Annotated in this window: 18 protein-coding genes; 13 read left to right on the plus strand and 5 right to left on the minus strand. The window is 68.5% G+C overall.

The window, feature by feature from the left end; genetic code table 11:
• The 9 genes from infB to truB form a co-directional block, all read left to right on the plus strand.
• Positions 1 to 2425, plus strand: a 2425-nt coding sequence (gene infB / locus NV2_RS23385) for a translation initiation factor IF-2 (protein ID WP_157103040.1), incomplete at its 5' end; no start/stop codon positions are given.
• 109 nt (positions 2426 to 2534) lie between these two features.
• Positions 2535 to 2825, plus strand: coding sequence for a DUF503 domain-containing protein (locus NV2_RS23390; RefSeq protein WP_067878432.1), 291 nt, complete (start codon positions 2535 to 2537; stop codon positions 2823 to 2825).
• 23 nt (positions 2826 to 2848) lie between these two features.
• The gene (gene rbfA / locus NV2_RS23395) at positions 2849 to 3292 is read left to right on the plus strand and encodes a 30S ribosome-binding factor RbfA (RefSeq protein WP_067878434.1); all 444 of its coding nucleotides are present in this window, start codon (positions 2849 to 2851) and stop codon (positions 3290 to 3292) included.
• Between the two features lie 82 nt (positions 3293 to 3374).
• Positions 3375 to 4391, plus strand: a complete 1017-nt coding sequence (locus NV2_RS23400) for a DHH family phosphoesterase (RefSeq protein WP_067878437.1) — start codon at positions 3375 to 3377, stop codon at positions 4389 to 4391.
• A 276-nt stretch (positions 4392 to 4667) separates the two neighbouring features.
• Positions 4668 to 6017: an MATE family efflux transporter gene (locus NV2_RS23410; protein ID WP_157103043.1), complete on the plus strand. Its 1350-nt coding sequence runs from the start codon at positions 4668 to 4670 to the stop codon at positions 6015 to 6017.
• A 63-nt stretch (positions 6018 to 6080) separates the two neighbouring features.
• A complete protein-coding gene (locus NV2_RS23415; RefSeq protein ID WP_157103041.1) occupies positions 6081 to 7040 on the plus strand; it encodes a metallophosphoesterase family protein in 960 nt (319 codons plus the stop codon).
• Between the two features lie 178 nt (positions 7041 to 7218).
• Positions 7219 to 7572 (plus strand): MerR family transcriptional regulator, encoded by a 354-nt coding sequence (locus NV2_RS23420; protein ID WP_067878446.1) that lies wholly within the window; start codon positions 7219 to 7221, stop codon positions 7570 to 7572.
• 181 nt (positions 7573 to 7753) lie between these two features.
• Entirely contained in the window at positions 7754 to 8419 is a 666-nt protein-coding gene (gene npt, locus NV2_RS23425) for a 4'-phosphopantetheinyl transferase Npt (RefSeq protein WP_067878449.1), read from the plus strand.
• Positions 8419 to 9342, plus strand: a complete 924-nt coding sequence (truB, locus tag NV2_RS23430) for a tRNA pseudouridine(55) synthase TruB (protein WP_067878451.1) — start codon at positions 8419 to 8421, stop codon at positions 9340 to 9342. The genes npt and truB overlap by 1 nt, the downstream gene beginning before the upstream one ends.
• A 189-nt stretch (positions 9343 to 9531) precedes the next feature.
• Here the strand turns inward: truB and NV2_RS23435 are convergent, their stop codons facing one another.
• From NV2_RS23435 to NV2_RS23445, 3 genes are read right to left on the minus strand one after another with little or no spacing between them, the layout of a single operon-like run.
• On the minus strand, positions 9532 to 10218 hold the full coding sequence (locus tag NV2_RS23435; protein ID WP_067878454.1) for a GntR family transcriptional regulator: 687 nt from the start codon (positions 10216 to 10218) through the stop codon (positions 9532 to 9534).
• On the minus strand, positions 10205 to 10945 hold the full coding sequence (locus NV2_RS23440; protein ID WP_245662748.1) for a maleate cis-trans isomerase family protein: 741 nt from the start codon (positions 10943 to 10945) through the stop codon (positions 10205 to 10207). The genes NV2_RS23435 and NV2_RS23440 overlap by 14 nt, the downstream gene beginning before the upstream one ends.
• Before the next feature lie 8 nt (positions 10946 to 10953).
• The gene (locus NV2_RS23445; protein ID WP_067878460.1) at positions 10954 to 11694 is read right to left on the minus strand and encodes a maleate cis-trans isomerase family protein; all 741 of its coding nucleotides are present in this window, start codon (positions 11692 to 11694) and stop codon (positions 10954 to 10956) included.
• An 82-nt stretch (positions 11695 to 11776) separates the two neighbouring features.
• On the opposite strand from NV2_RS23445, the gene NV2_RS23450 reads away from it, so the two are divergent.
• Positions 11777 to 12742 (plus strand): D-2-hydroxyacid dehydrogenase, encoded by a 966-nt coding sequence (locus NV2_RS23450; RefSeq protein ID WP_067878463.1) that lies wholly within the window; start codon positions 11777 to 11779, stop codon positions 12740 to 12742.
• Between the two features lie 12 nt (positions 12743 to 12754).
• Entirely contained in the window at positions 12755 to 14158 is a 1404-nt protein-coding gene (locus NV2_RS23455) for an amidase (protein WP_245662749.1), read from the plus strand.
• Positions 14159 to 14342: 184 nt separating this feature from the next.
• On the opposite strand, the gene NV2_RS23460 is transcribed toward NV2_RS23455, so the two are convergent.
• Entirely contained in the window at positions 14343 to 14843 is a 501-nt protein-coding gene (locus NV2_RS23460) for a DUF3830 family protein (protein ID WP_067878466.1), read from the minus strand.
• Positions 14844 to 14857: 14 nt separating this feature from the next.
• The gene (locus NV2_RS23465) at positions 14858 to 16099 is read right to left on the minus strand and encodes an aspartate aminotransferase family protein (protein ID WP_067878469.1); all 1242 of its coding nucleotides are present in this window, start codon (positions 16097 to 16099) and stop codon (positions 14858 to 14860) included.
• Between the two features lie 137 nt (positions 16100 to 16236).
• Here NV2_RS23465 and NV2_RS23470 point away from each other — a divergent pair, with 137 nt between their 5' ends.
• Together NV2_RS23470 and NV2_RS23475 are read left to right on the plus strand one after the other, a co-directional pair.
• Complete coding sequence (locus NV2_RS23470; protein ID WP_067878471.1) at positions 16237 to 17712, plus strand: NAD-dependent succinate-semialdehyde dehydrogenase; 1476 nt, start codon at positions 16237 to 16239, stop codon at positions 17710 to 17712.
• Positions 17712 to 18782, plus strand: coding sequence for a tartrate dehydrogenase (locus NV2_RS23475; RefSeq protein ID WP_067878475.1), 1071 nt, complete (start codon positions 17712 to 17714; stop codon positions 18780 to 18782). The genes NV2_RS23470 and NV2_RS23475 overlap by 1 nt, the downstream gene beginning before the upstream one ends.
• Positions 18783 to 18817: the final 35 nt, after the last annotated feature.

Below are 18817 nucleotides of genomic sequence, written 5' to 3' on the forward strand. Positions count from 1 at the left end.
TAACGCGCCCGGCGGTCAGCAGGGCGGCGCCCGCCCGGCCACCCCGGGCCCGAAGCCCGGCCCGAAGCCGCCGCGCGTCGGTAACAACCCCTTCTCGTCGGCGCCCGAGCGTCCCGTGCCGCGTCCGGCTCAGGGCCCGCGTCCGGGTCCGCGTCCCGGCCCCGGTCAGAACGCACCGCGTCCCGGCCAGGGTGGCGCCCGTCCGGCCCCGGGCCAGGGCGGTGCCCGTCCGGCTCCCGGTCAGGGCGGCCCCCGTCCCGGTGGACCGCGTCCGTCGCCGGGCTCCATGCCTCCTCGCCCCACTCCGGGTGCGATGCCGGCGCGCGCGGCGCGTCCGGGTCCCGCGGCCGGTCGCCCGGGTCGCCCGGGTGGCGGCGCCGGTGGTGGTCGTCCCGGTGGCGGCGGCGGTGGTGGTAACTACCGCGGTGGCGGTGGCGGTGCGCCCGCAGCCGGCGGTTTCCGGGGTCGTCCCGGTGGTGGTCGTCCCGGTGGCGGCGGCGGTCGTGGCGGTGCTGCGGGTGCCTTCGGTCGTCCCGGTGGTGCACCTCGCCGTGGTCGCAAGTCGAAGCGGGCGAAACGCGCCGAATACGAGAACATGCAGGCACCGTCGGTCGGCGGTGTGCGGCTGCCCCGCGGCAACGGTGAGATCATCCGTCTCGCTCGCGGTGCGTCGCTGTCCGATTTCGCCGACAAGATCAATGCCAACCCGGCCTCGCTGGTGCAGGTGCTGTTCAACCTCGGTGAGATGGTCACCGCGACCCAGTCGGTGAACGACGAGATCTTCGAGCTGCTCGGCGGCGAGATGAACTACGTCGTGCACGTGGTCTCGCCCGAGGACGAGGATCGCGAGCTGCTGGAGAGCTTCGACCTCACCTACGGCGAGGACGAGGGCGGCGAGGACCAGCTGCAGGTCCGTCCGCCGGTGGTGACCGTGATGGGTCACGTCGACCACGGTAAGACCCGACTGCTGGACACCATCCGCAAGACCAACGTCCGCGAGGGCGAGGCCGGCGGTATCACCCAGCACATCGGTGCCTACCAGGTACTCAGCAACGTCAACGACGAAGATCGCCTGATCACCTTCATCGATACCCCGGGTCACGAGGCGTTCACCGCTATGCGTGCCCGCGGTGCGAAGTCCACCGACATCGCGATCCTGGTGGTCGCGGCCGACGACGGCGTCATGCCGCAGACGGTGGAGGCCATCAACCACGCGCAGGCCGCCGAGGTCCCGATCGTGGTGGCGGTCAACAAGATCGACAAGGAAGGCGCGAACCCGGAGAAGGTCCGCCAGCAGCTGACCGAGTACAACCTGGTGGCCGAGGAGTACGGCGGCGACACCATGTTCGTCAACATCTCGGCGCGTCAGGGCATCAATATCGAAGCCCTGCTGGAGGCCGTGGTGCTGACCGCGGATGCCGCACTGGACCTGCGGGCCAACCCGGATATGGACGCCCAGGGTGTCGCCATCGAGGCGCATCTGGACCGCGGCCGTGGTCCGGTGGCCACCGTGCTGGTGCAGCGCGGTACCTTGCGCGTCGGTGACTCGATCGTGGCGGGTGACGCCTACGGCCGCGTGCGCCGCATGGTCGACGAACACGGCGAGGATGTGGATGCGGCGCTGCCGTCGCGTCCGGTGCAGGTCATCGGCTTCACCTCGGTGCCGGGCGCAGGTGACAACCTGCTCGTCGTCGAGGAGGACCGCATCGCGCGGCAGATCGCCGACCGGCGCAATGCGCGCAAGCGCAACGCCCTGGCCGCGCGCAGCCGCAAGCGGATCAGCCTGGAAGATCTGGATGCCGCTCTGAAGGAGACCTCGGAGCTGAACCTGATCCTCAAGGGTGACAACTCCGGTACGGTCGAGGCTCTGGAAGAGGCCCTGCTCGGGATCGATATCAGCGACGAGGTCCGGCTGCGGGTCATCGACCGCGGTGTCGGTGGTGTCACCGAGACCAACGTCAACCTGGCATCGGCGTCCAACGCGATCATCATCGGATTCAATGTCCGGGCCGAGGGCAAGGCCACCGAACTCGCCAACCGCGAGGGCGTGGACATCCGGTACTACTCGGTGATCTACCAGGCCATCGACGAGATCGAGAAGGCCCTCAAGGGCATGCTCAAGCCGATCTACGAAGAGGCCGAGCTGGGTCGCGCCGAGATTCGCGCCGTGTTCCGCTCCTCGAAGTTCGGCAACATCGCCGGCTGCATGGTCACCTCCGGCACGGTCAAGCGCAATGCCAAGGCCCGTCTGCTGCGTGACAGCGTGGTGATCGCCGATACGTCGATCCAGTCGCTGCGCCGCGAGAAGGACGACGCCACCGAGGTTCGCGAGGGCTTCGAATGCGGTATGACGTTGGGCTACAACGACATCAAGGAAGGCGACATCATCGAGGCCTACGAGCTTCGGGAGAAGCCGCGCGACTGAGCGCGTCCTCGGGATGGCCGAATGAGCAAACGTCACGTCCGGTCGGTACTGCCGACCGGACGTGACGTTCGGCTCGCTCGGCATGTCGTGACAACGAAGAGGTGAGCCCTTGTTCGTCGGAGCATTGGAATTCGACATCCTGCTCGGCGATGTGCACTCGTTGAAACAGAAGCGCTCGGTGATTCGTCCGGTGCTGGCCGAACTGCAACGGTTCGGCGTCAGCGCGGCGGAGGCCGGTGATCATGATCGACACCGTCGCGCACAGCTGGGCGTCGCGCTGGTCAGTTCGGATATGGGACATCTCACCGAGCTGCTGGACAAGTGTGAACGCCACGTGGCGGCCCGTCCGGAGTTACAGTTGCTGGCAGTACGCCGCCGCATCTTCGGACCCGAAGACTGAATGACAAGTGAGGAGGGCCCGCCATGGTGGATCAGGCCAGGGCACGCCGACTCGCGAAGCGGATCGTTTCGATCGTCGCGACGGCGATCGAGTACGAAATCAAGGATCCGCGGCTGCGTTTCGTCACCGTCACCGATGCCAAGGTGACCGGTGATTTGCGGGAGGCGACCGTCTATTACACGGTGATGGGTGAAACCCTCGCCGCCGAACCGGATTTCGCGGGTGCCGCGGCCGGGTTGGAGAAGGCCAAGGGAGTGTTGCGCTCGAAGGTCGGCGCCGCCACCGGGATCAAGTTCACCCCGTCGCTGAGTTTCGTACTCGATACCGTGCCGGACGCCGCACGCGAGATGGAGCAATTGCTGGCGAAGGCTCGCGCGGCCGACGAGCAGGTTGCTCAGGTCGCCGCGAACGCCAAGCACGCCGGCGATGCCGATCCCTACAAACCCGACCCCGACGAGGAAGACTGACCGTTACCGCGGTCGAGATGGTGCACGGACCGGTCCCGCTGTGGCGTCGACCGGCCCGGGTGCCGGAGAATCGAGCCTGAGAATGACAGCTGTGACGCCGTCGGCGGATCCGGCCGTGGCGGTCGAAGTTCTGGCCGCCGCGCGTTCGGTGACCGTGCTGTGCCATATCCAACCCGATGCCGACACCCTCGGCAGCGGTCTCGCACTGGCCCAGGTGCTGCATCGGCGCGGGATCCCGGTCCAGGTGTCCTTCGCCGAACCGGACGAACTCCCGGCCTCGATGCGCTCGCTCCCCGGGGCCGAACATCTGGTGCCGCCGGCACAGGTTGCTGCGCAGGTGGATCTGCTGGTCACGGTGGATTGCGGCAGTGCCGGGCGGCTCGGTGCACTGGCCGACCGGCTCGACGGGGCGCAGACGGTTCTGGTGATCGATCACCACCGCTCGAATACCCGCTTCGGCACCGTCAACCTGATCGACGACACCGCCGATTCGACCACCAGTGTGCTGACGCGGGTCTTCGACGCCTGGGGTGCGGATATCGACCGCGATATCGCGCACTGCCTGTTCGCCGGCCTGGTCACCGATACCGGCTGCTTCCGGTGGGGCGGCGCCGCCTCCCATCTGCTGGCCGACCGCCTGCTGGCGACCGGAATCGACGGTGCCGGTATCACCCGCACCCTGATGGACACTCATCCCTTCGGCTGGCTGTCCATGCTGTCGCGGGTGCTGGGTTCGGCGCGGCTGGAGCCGGCTGCCGCGCACGGCGCCGGTCTGGTGTACGCCTTCGTGCACAGTGCGGATGCCGACGGGTTGCGCTCGGAGGAAGTGGAGAGCGTCATCGACGTCGTCCGCACCACCGCCGAGGCCGATGTGGCGGCGGTGTTCAAGCAGTCACGGACCGAGCCACAGCGCTGGATGGTGTCGCTGCGTTCGCGCGACAGTGGAGTCGGTACGGGTGATGCCGTGGACGTCGCACGGGTCGCGACCCGCTTGGGCGGGGGCGGGCACCGCTACGCCGCCGGCTACACCACCCACGGCACGTCCGACGACCTCGTCGCAGCGCTGCTCGCCGAGCTGGCTGCCGACGGGACGAACTGAGCATGGGGGACGGCCGGATCTCGGTACGTGTGCACGCCCATCCGGTGAACTGCTGGTTTGTCTACCCGCCGCGCGGCTTGCGGCGACCCGTCACGCGGACCGTGATCCAGGTCGAGACGGCCTCGGACGAGCAGGTGTCGTACCGGATACGTAATGGCTGGATGAACCAGGATCCGTTCGAATTCCATCGGGTCGACGTACGAGAACGGGTATGAGGACGTGGGCGGGGCAGGTTCGGGCGACAGCGTCGCGGCGGTGAACGACGACAGCGCTGCGGTGGCCGATGGCTCGGCCGGTATCGAGGCCGGGCCGCGGCGGATCCTCGGGATCGCGCTGCCCACCCTCGGCGTCCTCGTCGCCGAACCGATCTATCTGCTGTTCGATATGGCGGTAGTGGGCCGATTGGGAGCGTTGGCCCTGGCCGGTCTCGCGGTCGGCGGCCTGATTCTCGGCCAGGTCAGCACGCAGCTGACCTTCCTGAGTTACGGCACCACCGCGCGCTCGGCGCGGCGGCACGGTGCCGGTGACGAGCGTGGCGCGGTGGCCGAAGGTGTGCAGGCCAGTTGGCTCGCCCTCGCCGCGGGACTGGTGATCGTGCTCGTCCTGCAGGTATGTGCCCGGCCGATCGTAGATGTCATCTCCGGCGGACACGATATCGCCGCGGAAGCGTTGCAGTGGTTGCGGATCGCGTTGTTCGGAGTCCCGCTGATCCTGCTGACCATGGCCGGCAACGGCTGGTTGCGGGGCGTCCAGAAGACCCGCCGACCGCTGGTGTACGTGGTTGCGGGGCTGGTCGTGTCGGCGCTGCTGTGCCCGGTCCTGGTGCACGGACTGCTCGGTGCGCCCCGCTGGGAGCTGGCCGGGTCCGCGGTGGCGAATGTGACCGGACAGCTGGTATCCGGCGTGCTGTTCGTGACAGCGCTGGTACGGCAACGGGTTTCGCTGCGCCCGCGCCCGGCGGTGATGCGAGCGCAGTTGGTGCTGGGTCGTGATCTGATCGTGCGCAGCCTGGCCTTCCAGGCCTGCTTCGTCTCCGCCGGTGCGGTCGCGGCACGTTTCGGCGCTGCCTCCGTCGCCGCCCACCAGATGGTGTTGCAGCTGTGGAACTTCCTGTCGCTGGCACTGGATTCGCTGGCGATCGCGGCGCAGGCACTCACCGGCGCCGCGCTGGGGTCCGGCGCCGCCGGTGCGGCCCGGAGTCTCGCGCGGCGCATCACCCTGTGGTCGACCGGATTCGCGGGAGTGCTGGCTCTGATCTTCGCCGCCGGCTACGTCGTCATTCCCCAGCTGTTCACGAGCGACCCCGCCGTCCTCGACCGGGTGCACGTCGTCTGGTGGTTCTTCGTCGCGCTCATCCCGGTGGCCGGCGTGGTGTTCGCACTCGACGGTGTGCTGCTGGGTGCCGGCGACGCCTCTTACCTGCGTAACACCACGATGGCGGCGGCGCTGGTGGGATTCCTACCCGCGATCTGGCTGTCCCTGACCTTCGACTGGGGTATCGCCGGAATCTGGTCCGGTCTGAGCGCCTTCATCGTCTTGCGGCTGATCGCGGTGTCGGGCCGGGCGTTGTGGGGTGACTGGGCGCGGACCGGCGCCGAATTGCCCGCCGCCCGCCGTACCGGGTAGCCGCGGACCTGTCCGGCAGGGTCGAGTGCGCGTGGGGGGCCGTGCACGTGCGATGGTGGACCGGTGATTCCGAAGTTGATGGCAGTGAGCGATATCCATGTCGGTCATCAGGGGAACAAACCGGTCGTCGAGCAGATCCGTGCCGATTCGCCCGAGGACTGGCTGATCGTCGCCGGAGACGTGGGGGAGAAGACCGACGACATCCGGTGGGCGTTGCGCACCCTGCGTGAGCGCTTCGCGAAGGTGATCTGGGTTCCGGGCAATCACGAACTGTGGACGACCACCAAGGATCCGGTGCAGATCAAGGGCGCCCCGCGCTACGACTACCTGGTCGCGCTGTGCCGCGATCTGGACGTCGTGACCCCGGAGGACCCGTTCCCGGTCTGGGAGGGTGCGGGCGCGGAGAAACACGGTGGAGCGGTGACCATCGCGCCGCTGTTCCTGCTCTACGACTATTCCTGGATGCCCGACGGTGCCACCACCAAGGCCGAGGCACTGACCATTGCGCGCGACCGCAATGTGGTGGCGACCGATGAATTTCTGCTGGCCAGCGACCCGTATCTGACCCGCGACGCCTGGTGCCGGGCCCGGGTGCAGTACAGCAGACGCCGCCTGGACGCCCTCGACGAGGGCACCGCGGTGGTGCTGATCAACCACTTCCCGATGCTGCGCGAACCCACCCGGATGCTGTTCTATCCGGAATTCTCGCTGTGGTGCGGTACCGAGGAGAGCGCCGACTGGCACACCCGCTACAACGTCGTGTGCTCGGTCTACGGCCACCTGCACATCCCGCGCACCACCTTCCACGACGGGGTACGTTTCGAGGAGGTCTCGCTCGGCTATCCGCGGGAATGGCAACGCCGCGGGCTGCCGGACAAGCTGCTGCGCCAAATTCTGCCCGACCCCGAATACGGGCCGGACGATCTGAACGAATGGGGCGGGCACTTCAAGATCACTCCGGAAATGCGGGAGGCCGGCGAGAAGATGCGCCGCATGGCCGAGCGTCGCCGCGGCCTGGCCTGAACGATGCGGTCGGGCCCGAACGATGCGGTCGGGTGTGCCCCGACCGGTGAGCCGGCGTGCGGGACTCGCCGGGCGAAGTGCGCCCGACCCGCCGGAACGGTTTCTGCGGTGGGGACGGCGATCGTAAGGTGAGACAACGGTTCCGGAGCGGGACCGTCGTGCGCGACGAGGAGAGACGATGCAGATCGGTGAGTTGCGTAGCCAGGCAGAGTTCTCCTGGATCTCCCGTCGGCTGCTGGAGGTCTACGACCAGGGCCTGCGCGCCGCACCGCGACGTCGCGACGACGACGGTGTCGAATACAGCGAGGAAGCCGCCGATGTGGTGCGCGGTATCCGGCTGCTGATGGATGCGGGACTGAACCCCCGCGCGATCCGGCTGATGCTGCCGACTGTGCACGGTGAGATGCCCGACGCCGAGGTTCGCGCCGAGGTCGGTCGGATGCTGCGCCACGAGGTGCAGGTCATCGACGACGATGTGGACCGTTTGACCACTGCGCGCGCACGACTGCACGGCCTGCTGCGCGAGCTGTAACCGGAACCCGGAGCGCACGGCTCGCCGGACGTCCGGTCCTCGGCACTACCGCACCGAGTCGGGGGCTGTCCACCTGCCACGGGAGCGCTGTGCACCGTCGATCCCCTGGTCTGTCCGCACCCGTTAGGCTCGTACCGCTAACAGCTCGGCTCAGGAGGCGGTCATCGGAGAACAGGCGCGGATCATCGGCAGCATTCTGCCCGCGGGAGTCGCCGCGGCCGAGTTGCTGCGGTACCCGGAGGGGCTGGCACCGCATCCTGGTGAGGAAGCTCTGATCGCGCAATCGGTCGAGAAGCGGCGGCGTGATTTCATCGGCGCGCGTCACTGTGCGCGCGAGGCATTGCAGCAGCTGGGGGAGCAGCCCGTCGCGATCGGTAAGGGTGAGCGTGGGATGCCATTGTTCCCGCGCGGTGTGGTCGGCAGCCTCACCCACTGTGACGGCTATCGGGCTGCGGTCCTGGCGCATCGGCTGCGCTGGCGTTCGGTCGGCATCGATGCCGAACCCCACGACACGCTGCCCGAGGGTGTTCTCGATTCGGTGAGCCTGCCCGCCGAGCGCGAGTGGCTGCGCGGTGCGATCCCCGCCACCGGGCTGCACCTGGACCGGTTGTTGTTCTGCGCCAAGGAGGCCACCTACAAGGCGTGGTTCCCGCTCACCTTGCGCTGGTTGGGATTCGAGGACGCGCACATCACCTTCACCGTCGACGACACCGGCTCGGCCGGTACCTTCCGCAGCGTGCTGCTGGTTCCGGGGCACGCCGAGGACGGCGGTGCGCCACTGACCGCATTCGACGGCCGCTGGACGATCACCGACGGGTTGATCCTGACTGCGATCGTGGCCGGCTGATGGGCGAGCAGCACACGATCGTCGACCCGCTCGGTGGATTGCTGATCGTCGACAAGGCCGGTGGGCAGACCAGTCACGACGTGGTCGCGAAGTGCCGGAAAATCTTGCGCACCAGAAAGATCGGTCATGCCGGCACCCTGGATCCGATGGCGACCGGGGTGCTGGTGCTCGGGGTCGAGCGTGCCACCAAGCTGCTCGGACTGCTGAGCCTCACCACGAAGTCCTACGCCGCGACCATCCGGCTGGGCGCGTCCACGGTCACCGACGACGCCGAGGGGGAGGTCGTGACCACCACGCCCGCCGCCCACCTCGCCGCCGCCGATATCGCCGCCGCGGTGGCCGAGCTCACCGGTGATATCCAGCAGGTGCCCGCGACGGTGAGTGCGATCAAGGTGAACGGGGAGCGGGCCTATGCTCGCGCTCGCGCCGGTGAGCAGGTCGAACTGGCGGCCCGGCCCGTGACCGTCAGCCGCTTCGACATCCTCTCCCGCGACGACATCGACACCGGCACGACGACGTACGTCGACCTCGCCGTCGAAGTGGACTGCTCGTCGGGTACCTATATCCGCGCACTGGCTCGTGATCTCGGCGCTGCGCTGGGAGTGGGCGGTCACCTGACGGCGTTGCGGCGCACCAGAGTGGGGCCGTTCACTCTGGAGCACGCCCGCACCCTGGAGCAGCTGGCCGATGCGCCCGGGTTGAATCTCGATATCGATTCCGCTGTGCACCTTGCTTTTCCGGCGCGCGCCATCAGCGACACCGAGAGCGAGTCGCTGCGCGACGGGCGCTGGCTCGAACCGGTCGGACTACGCGGCCTGCATGCGGCGACCACGGGCGATGGCAAGGTCATCGCGCTGGTGGAGGAGAAGGGTAAACGCGCCGCACCGGTGTTCGTGGTCCGCCCACGGGGCCTCATCGACTGACCGCCCAGCAGACGCGCGGAGCTCCGGTCACGGGCGGCCGCCCCTCGGCCGGGACCCGGCACGTTGCGCTCTCCGACTCGGCGCCGCACATCGGTTACTGCATCGAAGGGGTGCTACCGGATTCCACGATGGTCGCCACGCCTGTGCCGGCGGGTGTTCGCCGCTCTTGTCACGGGGTGCCGCCGATCGTTATTCGGTGCCGGGCCCGTCCTGATCGCTCTGTTGATCGCGCAGTCGTTGCACAGCGTCGTGCATGTGGGCGACCAGGAGCTCGCGGACCTGCTGCGACGGTTTGTCGGCGATCGCCTCGCGCAGGGCGACGTGTTCGCGGACCTGTTCGCCGAGATCGGTGTAGGTGGTCTGCAGTGCGCCCAGGCACATCCGGGTCTCGATCAGCAGGGTCTGCGCGGCGCGCACCAGACGCGGGCTGTCGGCGCTGCCGACCAGGGCCTGATGGAAGGCGTGGTCGGCTTCGGTGACGCCGGTGGCATCGTCGGCGGCCGCACAGGAGGCCATCGCGGTGACGGCCGGTTCCAGTGCGTGATAGGCGAGCTCGCGCCGGCCGTCGAGGATCAGTTCCAGTGCGCCGCCCTCGAGCGCGGTCCGGGCCCGGTAGATATCGGCGACGTCGTCGAGGCTGAGGTCGATGACGAAGATGCCGCGGTGGCGCACGCTGTGCAGCAGTCCTTCCGAGACGAGCCGCTGCATCGCCTCGCGGACCGGGCCGCGGGAGACGTCGAACTGTGCCGCCAGCTCGGCCTCCACCAGCTGGCTGCCCGGCTGCACGGTGCCGCGCACGATGGCCGCCCGGAGCCGGTCGGCGATCATCTCGGCCGTGGACTGCCGATTCACGGGTTCGAATTCAATCACCGACATGAATCGGCCTTTCCGAGAAGAGCGTACCTAGTCGCGGCCCGGACACGGGCGCCACGGCAGACAGGCCCGCCAGTCGCAGCCCCTGCCAGACGGTGACCTGGTTGGCGGTGAGTACCGGCTTGCCGAGCGCCGATTCCAGTGCGGGCAGCACACGTATCGTATGCATGGCGGTATCGGGGATCAGCAGTGCCTCGGCCTCGGGGTGGTCGTTGGCCGCGGCCAGGGCCAGTACCTGCGGTCCGGTGAGGGTGCCGACCTCGGCAGCGGTGTCGATCCCGGCGCTCCCCAGTGAGGTGACCCCGATTCCTGCCGCGGCGAGGAAATCCACGAACAGTGCCGCGACCTCGTCCGGATAGCTCGCGCACACCGCGACCGTGCGCACCCCCAGCGCATGGACGGCATCGACGAAGGCGAAGCTGGTGCTGGAGGCGGGGACCCCGCAGTCCAGCGACAGCTGCCGCACCTGTTCACGTGCACCGTCCGGCCCGTAGACGAAGCTGCCCGAGGTGCACGCCCAGATCACCGCGCGGGGCCGGTGTGGCGCCAGCAGTTCGGCGCCGCGCCGCAGTTTCTCCGGGCTGCCCAGATCGAGCAGTTCGGGCACGGCGTGCAGATCGGTGCCGTAGATGTGGGCAACCCGCAGGTCCACGCCGAGCCGGGCCGCGGTCCACGGGTAGTCGTCCTCGGCGGCGTGATCGGGGTAGATGAAACCGACGGTCTGTTCCACAGCGCCTCCTAGAAAACGTTCTGCAACCATTTGCCGGGGCCCATCATGGGCAGTTTCATCCGCCCCAGACACGCCCACATGGTCAACTGATTCGCGGTCAGTACCGGTTTGCCCAGCAGCTGTTCGAGCGGTTCGATCAGGTCGTAGGTCGGCAGATTGGTGCAGCTGACGAACAGCGCCTGCGCGCGGGGATCGTCGGCGGCCATGATGCGCTCGGCGATGGTGCGATAGCTGACCTTCCAGATCCCGCCACCCAGGCCCAGGTGGTTCGACCGCACCACCTCGCATCCGGCCTCGTCCAGGAATTCGTGCAGCTTGCCCGTGAGCAGCTCGTCGTAGGGCGTGATCACCGACAGCCGGGTCAGGTCCAGCCGGCGCGTCGCCTCGATCAGGGCGCCGGAGGTGGTGACCGCGTCCCGGGCGCCGGCCCGGCAGATGGTGTCGCACAGCGAGCGCTCGTAGGCCAGCCCCTTGATGAAACTGCCGGATGTGCACAGATAGGCGATCACCTCCGGTTCCACTTGCAACACGTTACGCGTGGCTGCGGTGAGATGCGTTGCGTCCGAGACCAGTTCGGCCATTTCCAGCGACACCGGCACCGGTTCGTAGGGGGTGCGCGCCAGGTGCAGGCTCACCTCGAGTGGCGCCCAGCGCCACAGTTCCCGTTCGAGTGCCAGGTCGAACGGCGCGATGATCCCGATGCCCCGTTGCGCGACGGGACCATCCAGCTCGGGAAAATTCAGATCCACGGGGCCCCTCTCGCGTTTGCGAACGTCCTCCGCGCACAATCGGATTGTTGACAAGCATACGATGGCTTTTTAGCCTGTCAATATGAAAGCGGGCCCAGTTGTCACCGTCCTGCACGACGGCACCGAGCCCGACGCGGATTCTCTGCGTCCGGTGCTGGAGCAGGCCACCGTCCGTTCCGTGGACGGCGCGGGCCTGGCAGGCGCGCTGCCGGGTGCCGAAGCGCTGTTCGTCTACGACTTCCAGAGCACCGCTGTCCCCGCCGCCTGGCCGCACGCCGACAGCCTGCGCTGGGTCCACGTCGGCGGCACCGGCGTGGACGCGGTGATGTTCGACGACCTGATCGCCAGCGATGTCGAGGTCACCAACACCCGCGGCCTGTTCGACCGGCCCATCGCCGAATACGTGCTGGCCCAGATACTCAACTTCGCCAAGGATCTGCCCGGATCGATCCGGCTGCAGCTCGACCACCAATGGGAACACCGTGAGTCCGAGCGCATCGCGGGCGCCTCCGCGCTGGTGGTGGGTACCGGGTCCATCGGCCGCGCCATCGCGCGGTTGTTGACCGCCGTCGGGATGCGGGTGCACGGACTGGGGCGCAGCCCGCGCGAAGACGACCCCGACTTCGGTACGGTGACAACGGATCTGCATGCCGAGCTCCCCGCGGCGGACTACGTCGTCTGTGTCACCCCGCTCACTCCGCAGACGCGGCACATGTTCGATGCGAGCGCGTTCGCGGCGATGAAACCGCATGCGCGGTTCGTCAACGTCGGCCGCGGGGAGTCGGTGGTCACCGACGACCTGGTCGACGCGCTGCGCAGCGGCGCGGTGGCCGGCGCGGCCCTGGACGTGGTCGATCCCGAGCCACTGCCCGCCGGGCATCCGCTGTGGGATCTGCCCAATGTTGTTCTCACCCCGCACAACAGCGGTGACTTCATCGGCTGGCGGCCGGAGATCGTCGCCGCGTTCACCGACAATTTCCAGCGTTGGATCACCGGTCGGCCGTTACAGAATGTGGTCGACAAGAAGCTGGGTTACGTACCGAGCTGAAGGGAGTCACCGATGGCCCACCCCGAATCCGGGACCGACCCCGCGGCGATGACGGCGGCCGAGTTGGCCGCCGCCTATTCGGCGGGCGTGTTGTCCCCTGTCGAGGCCACCCAGGCCGCGCTGGATGCGATCGCCGCCCGCGACGACGTCCTGGGCGCCTACTGTCTCGTCGACCCGGAGCGGGCGATGGTGCAGGCCAAGGAATCCGAGACCCGCTGGCACAGTGGTCACGCGCAAGGACTGCTCGACGGTGTCCCCGTCTCGATCAAGGATGTCTTCCTCACCGAGGGCTGGCCGACACTACGCGGATCGACCTCGATCCAGCCCGACGGTCCGTGGCCGGTGGACAGTCCCGCGACCGCACGCCTGCGCGAGGACGGCCTGGTCTTCCTCGGCAAGACCACCACGCCCGAGCTGGCGTGGAAGGCCACCACCGACAGCGCACTGACCGGGATCACCCGCAACCCGATCGACCCGGCCAAGACCTCGGGCGGTTCCTCGGGCGGTGCGGCGGTCGCGGTGGCCGCCGGGATGGGCCCGGTGTCGATCGGCACCGACGGCGGTGGCAGTGTGCGCATTCCGGCATCGTTCTGCGGTGTGGTCGGGTTCAAACCCACCCACGGCCGAATCCCGCTCTATCCGGCCAGTCCGTTCGGGCCGCTGGCGCATGCGGGACCGTTCGCGCGCACGGTGGAGGATGTGGCGCTGCTGATGGATATCCTGTCGCTGCCCGATCCGCGTGACCCCACGGCGGGGGCTCCGCCGCTGACGGCGTTCCGTGGTGCGCTCGCACGCGAGGTTCGCGGCGCGACCGTCGCCTACTCGCCGGATCTGGGATTCGCCGAGGTCGATCCGGAAATCGCCGCAGTGGTCGCGGCGGCGGTCCGCAAGCTCGACGCGGCCGGACTGCGGGTGGTCGAGGCCGACCCGGGCTTCGCCGACCCCCGCGACGCGTTCGAGCAGATGTGGGCGGCCGGCGCGGCGACCCTGCTGTCCGGCTTCCCGGACGGCGCACGGGATCGGGTCGATCCCGGTCTGGGCCGCATGTGGGATCGCGGACTCGAACTCGGTGCGGTCGACTATCTGCAGGCCCGCGCGGTCGCGGCCGAGATCGGCATCATCATGGGTGCCTTCCACGCCGCCCACGATGTACTCGTCACCCCGACGATGCCGATCACCGCCTTCGAGGCGGGGCACGACGTTCCTCCGGGCAGCTCGATGGACAGCTGGCCGCAGTGGACCCCGTTCACTTATCCGTTCAACCTCACCCAGCAGCCCGCCATCAGCATCCCGGCCGGGGTCACGTCCTCGGGCATGCCGGTGGGGCTGCAGATCGTCGGCGCCCGGCATTCCGACGAATTCGTGCTGGCGCTGGCTCGTTTCGCGGAACTCGTCCTGGCGGACACGGCAGCGTAGCTACGGAGTGTGGCCGGCGCGCCGTGTGCTCCGGCGCCGGCGTGCGAAGCGATGCGGTGGGCGCGTCGGTGGATCGGGATGAGCGTGAGCGACGCCGGACGTGCCCTGGCACCCGCGAGAGGCCCGGACCTCGGTGGTCCGGGCCTCTCGGTCGTTCAGGGCCGAGCGTCGCTGCGGCCCGAGTTCACTCCGCTTCTCGGGTGAACGACAGGGTTTCGCCTTCCACGCCACGCAGCCACAGGGTGTTGCACGCTGCCGCCAGTTCGGGCAGCCCTTCGGTGACGGTGGCGAACACATTGCCGGGAACCCAGCCCATGTCACCGTTGATCAGCAGGTTGTTGCGGTCGTAGAACAGGGCCAGGTCGGTGGCCCCTTGTGCGTCGTGGGCGGCCGAGCCCGGGTCGTAGCCGTAGGCCGGATTGCCGATCTCCCACGGCTCGAAATCGAACAGGCACACATCGCCGGGAATCGGTGTGACGGTGGGGTTCTCGCGATGCGGCGCGGCGGTGATCCGCGGGACCAGGGTGTACACCTCGTTGCGGGCGTACTTGGCGTGGAAGGCATCCCCCTCCTGCGGGAGGGCGTCCCACACCGCGGCGCAGGTGTGCGGTGCCTGCTCGTCGAGCAGCCGCGCGCGAGCCCGCACGCCGGCCTTGGTCAGGGTGATGATGATGTATCGCGCCATCGAATATCTCCGCTCTACAGTTCGTCGAGTACGCGTGCCCAGATGGCCAGCGCCTCGTCGATCTGGTCGGAGCTCACGATCAGCGGTGGGATCATGCGGACCACATTGCTGTAGGCGCCACAGGTCAGCAGCAGCAGACCGTGCCGGGCCGCCGCCTGCTGGGCCGCCGCGGCGGTAGCGGAATCGGGCTCACCGGTCGCGGTGGTGAATTCGGAGCCCACCAGCAATCCGAGACCACGCACATCGCCGATCTGCTTGGTCGCGCCCGCACGTACCCCGGCGAGCAGCTGCTCACCCCGGGTAGCGGCATTGTCCACCAGCCCTTCGGATTCGATGACGTCGATCGTCGCGACGGCAGCCGCGCAGGCGACCGCGTTCCCGCCGTAGGTTCCGCCCTGCGAGCCCGGCCAGGCCTTGGCCATCAGCTCACTCGGCGCGGCGATGCCCGAGAGCGGGAAGCCGCTGGCCAACCCCTTGGCGATGGTGATGATGTCGGGCCGCACGTCGAAGTGCTGGTGGCCGAAGAACTTTCCGGTGCGCCCGAATCCGGTCTGGATCTCGTCCATCACCAGCAGGATGCCGTGCCGGTCCGCTCGCTCGCGCAAGCCCTGGAAGAACCGGGTGTTCCCCGGAATGTAGCCGCCCTCCCCGAGTACCGGCTCGACGATGAACGCGGCCGTCTCCTGTGGGGCGGTGAGGGTGGTCAGGATGTAGTCGAGCTCGCGCAGTGCGAAGTCGGTGGCTGCCTCTTCGCTCCAGCCGTAGCGGTAGGCGGTCGGGAACGGTGCCACGTGCACGCCGCTCATCAGCGGGCTGAAGCCGGCCGAGAAGCGGGTGCCCGAGGTGGTCATGCTGGCGGTGGCCACGGTGCGCCCGTGGAATCCGCCGTGGAACACGATGACGTTCGGGCGCCCGGTCGCCTGCCGTGACAACCGCAGCGCCGCCTCCACCGCTTCGCTGCCGGAGTTGGCGAAGAACACCGAATCCAGATGTTCGGGAAGAACATCGGCGAGCCGCTCGGTGAGCCGCAGCAGCGGCTGATGCATGACGGTCGTGTACTGGCCGTGGATCAGACTGCCGATCTGTTCGCGCGCCGCCTCGACCACCCGCGGATGGCAGTGGCCGGTGCTGGTGACCCCGATCCCTGCGGTGAAGTCCAGATACCGGCGCCCGTCGGTGCCGTACAGGTAGCAGCCCTCGCCGTGGTCGACGGTGACCGGCGTGGCCTGGCGCAGGACGGGGGAAAGTGCAGTCATGAGATCCGCCTCCCGGTGACAGAGTTCGGGGCGCGTCTACGACCCGATTTTCGTATTGTCGGATTGTTGACAATACGTATAACATGGCCGCGACGGTGACGGCAATGACAACGCTGATCTGATGTGAGGAGCGAGTGATGACGCGAACCGTTGCGGATCCCGGCCCGGCGGCTCGGGCTGCGATCGAGAGCGTGCCCACCGGGCTGTTCATCGGTGGAAAGTGGCGCGAAACCGACGCCCGGCTCACGGTTGCGGACCCGGCGACAGGGGAGGCGCTGTGCACCGTCTCCGATGCCACGGCCGAAGACGGCCTGGATGCGCTGGCCGCCGCCGCGCAGGCGCAGTCGGAGTGGGCGGCGACCCCGCCGCGGGCGCGCTCGGAGATTCTCGTGCGCGCCCACCGCGCACTGCTCGACGACGCCGAACGGCTCGCCCTCGTCGCCACCAGCGAGATGGGTAAACCGCTCGCGGAGGCGCGTGGCGAGATCGCCTATGCCGCCGAATTCTTTCGCTGGTTCGCGGAGGAGGCGGTGCGCTTGGACGGCGGTTATATGCCGGCTCCCGCCGGTGGCTCCCGATTCCTGGTCACCCGTCAGCCGGTCGGCCCGAGTCTGCTGATCACGCCGTGGAACTTCCCGATGGCGATGGCGACCCGCAAGATCGGCCCCGCGCTCGCTGCCGGGTGCACCTGTGTCGTCAAGCCCGCCGAGCAGACCCCGCTGTGCACGCTGGCGCTCGCCGAGATCCTGCGCACCGCCGGGGTCCCCGACGGTGTGGTCAATGTGGTGACGACGTCGGATCCCGGTGCGGTGACCGGTCCGATGATCGCCGACCCGCGCTCGCGCAAGCTCTCGTTCACCGGCTCCACGGCCGTCGGCAAGCTCCTGCTCGAACAGTGCGCGACGACGGTGATGCGCACCTCGATGGAGCTTGGCGGTAACGCGCCGCTCATCGTCTTCGACGACGCCGATCTCGACACCGCCGTCGAGGGCGCGCTGGCCGCCAAGATGCGCAATATCGGCCAGGCCTGCACCGCGGCCAACCGGATCTACGTGCAGCGCGGGATCGCCGCGGAGTTCACTCGCCGCTTCACCGAGCGCATGGCGGCCCTGCCGATGGGCCCCGGCACCACCGACGGCGTGGTGGTCGGTCCGCTGATCGACGAGGCCGCGGTCGCGAAGGTGACCGACCTGGTGGCCGACGCGCGCCGGCGTGGAGCGACGGTCCGGCTCGGCGGGGAGGTCTCCGACGGTCCCGGAAACTTCTACCCGGCGACCGTGCTGACCGGTGTGCCCGAGGATGCGGCGATGTTCGCTACCGAGATCTTCGGCCCGGTCGCCGGTATCGCGGAGTTCGACACCGAGGAGGAGGTCGTGGCGCGGGCCAATAACACTCCCTACGGTCTGGTTTCCTACCTTTTCACCGAGAATCTGCGCCGCGGCCTGCGCGTCGCCGAGGCCCTGGACACCGGCATGGTCGGCCTCAACCAGGGCGTGGTGTCGAATCCGGCGGCCCCGTTCGGCGGGGTGAAGGAATCGGGTCTCGGTCGCGAGGGCGGGCTCACCGGAATCGACGAGTTCCTGGAGGCCAAGTACATCGGTGTGGCACTGTGATGCCGATGTATCGCATAGCCACCATCCCCGGAGACGGTATCGGCGTCGATGTGACCATCGAGGCGGTGAAGGTCCTCGATGCGGTGCTACCCGGTATCGCCTGGACCGAATTCGACTGGTCGTGTGAACAGTATCTGCGTACCGGTGCCATGATGCCCGCCGACGGTCCGGAGCAGCTGGCCGCCTTCGACGCGATCCTGCTCGGCGCTGTCGGATTTCCCGGTGTCGCCGACCATATTTCGCTGTGGGGCCTGCTGATTCCGTTGCGCCGCGCCTTCGCGCAATATGTGAATCTGCGTCCGGTGCGGCTGCTGCCGGGCACGGTATCCGCGCTGCGTGACCGGACCGCCGCGGATCTGGACATCCTCATCGTCCGCGAGAATTCCGAGGGTGAGTATTCCGAGATCGGCGGCACGCACAATCCGGGCCGTCCGGACGAATTCGTGGTCCAGGAATCGATTTTCACTCGCACCGGCTGCGAACGCATCATCCGCTACGCGTTCGAGCAGGCTCGCCGGCGTGGCGGGAAGCTGTGTTCGGCCACCAAGTCCAATGGTCTGATCCACTCGATGCCCTACTGGGACAGTGTCTTCGACCGCATCGCCGCCGAGTACCCGGAGGTCGAGACTCGGCAGATGCACGTGGACGCGCTGGCCGCGGAAATCGTGCTGCATCCGGACCGGCTGGATGTGATCGTGGGCTCGAATCTGTTCGGCGACATCCTCTCCGACCTCGCCGCCGCCGTCACCGGTGGGCTGGGGCTGGCGCCCTCGGGCAATATCAATCCCGCGGGCGAGAGCCCGTCGATGTTCGAGGCGGTGCACGGCAGCGCTCCCGATATCGCCGGACAGGGGATCGCCGATCCGGTCGCGCAGATTCTCGCCGGCGCGATGATGCTCGAGCATCTGGGGGAGGGGGCCGCGGCCGCGGCGGTCGACCGTGCGGTCTGCGAGGTGCTGGCCGAGGGGGTGACCCTCACTCCCGACCTCGGTGGCACCGCGACCACCGCCGAACTCGGTTCCGCGATCGCGGACCGGGCCGCGAAGCTGGTGGCGGACCGGGCCGGGTAGCAGGCGGCGGATCGGTGCGGAGAACGGCCGGGGCC

The organism is Nocardia vermiculata NBRC 100427 (assembly GCF_001613265.1).
In the GTDB taxonomy this organism is placed as follows: domain Bacteria; phylum Actinomycetota; class Actinomycetes; order Mycobacteriales; family Mycobacteriaceae; genus Nocardia; species Nocardia vermiculata.

Coding starts and splice junctions, on each gene's coding strand:
- rbfA (WP_067878434.1), top strand. CDS start 2,849: ATGGTGGATCAGGCCAGGGCACGCCGACTCGCGAAGCGGATCGTTTCG.
- truB (WP_067878451.1), top strand. CDS start 8,419: ATGGGCGAGCAGCACACGATCGTCGACCCGCTCGGTGGATTGCTGATC.
- NV2_RS23475 (WP_067878475.1), top strand. CDS start 17,712: ATGCCGATGTATCGCATAGCCACCATCCCCGGAGACGGTATCGGCGTC.
- NV2_RS23465 (WP_067878469.1), bottom strand. CDS start 16,099: ATGACTGCACTTTCCCCCGTCCTGCGCCAGGCCACGCCGGTCACCGTC.
- NV2_RS23435 (WP_067878454.1), bottom strand. CDS start 10,218: ATGTCGGTGATTGAATTCGAACCCGTGAATCGGCAGTCCACGGCCGAG.
- NV2_RS23455 (WP_245662749.1), top strand. CDS start 12,755: ATGGCCCACCCCGAATCCGGGACCGACCCCGCGGCGATGACGGCGGCC.
- NV2_RS23400 (WP_067878437.1), top strand. CDS start 3,375: ATGACAGCTGTGACGCCGTCGGCGGATCCGGCCGTGGCGGTCGAAGTT.
- NV2_RS23420 (WP_067878446.1), top strand. CDS start 7,219: ATGCAGATCGGTGAGTTGCGTAGCCAGGCAGAGTTCTCCTGGATCTCC.
- NV2_RS23470 (WP_067878471.1), top strand. CDS start 16,237: ATGACGCGAACCGTTGCGGATCCCGGCCCGGCGGCTCGGGCTGCGATC.
- NV2_RS23460 (WP_067878466.1), bottom strand. CDS start 14,843: ATGGCGCGATACATCATCATCACCCTGACCAAGGCCGGCGTGCGGGCT.
- NV2_RS23450 (WP_067878463.1), top strand. CDS start 11,777: ATGAAAGCGGGCCCAGTTGTCACCGTCCTGCACGACGGCACCGAGCCC.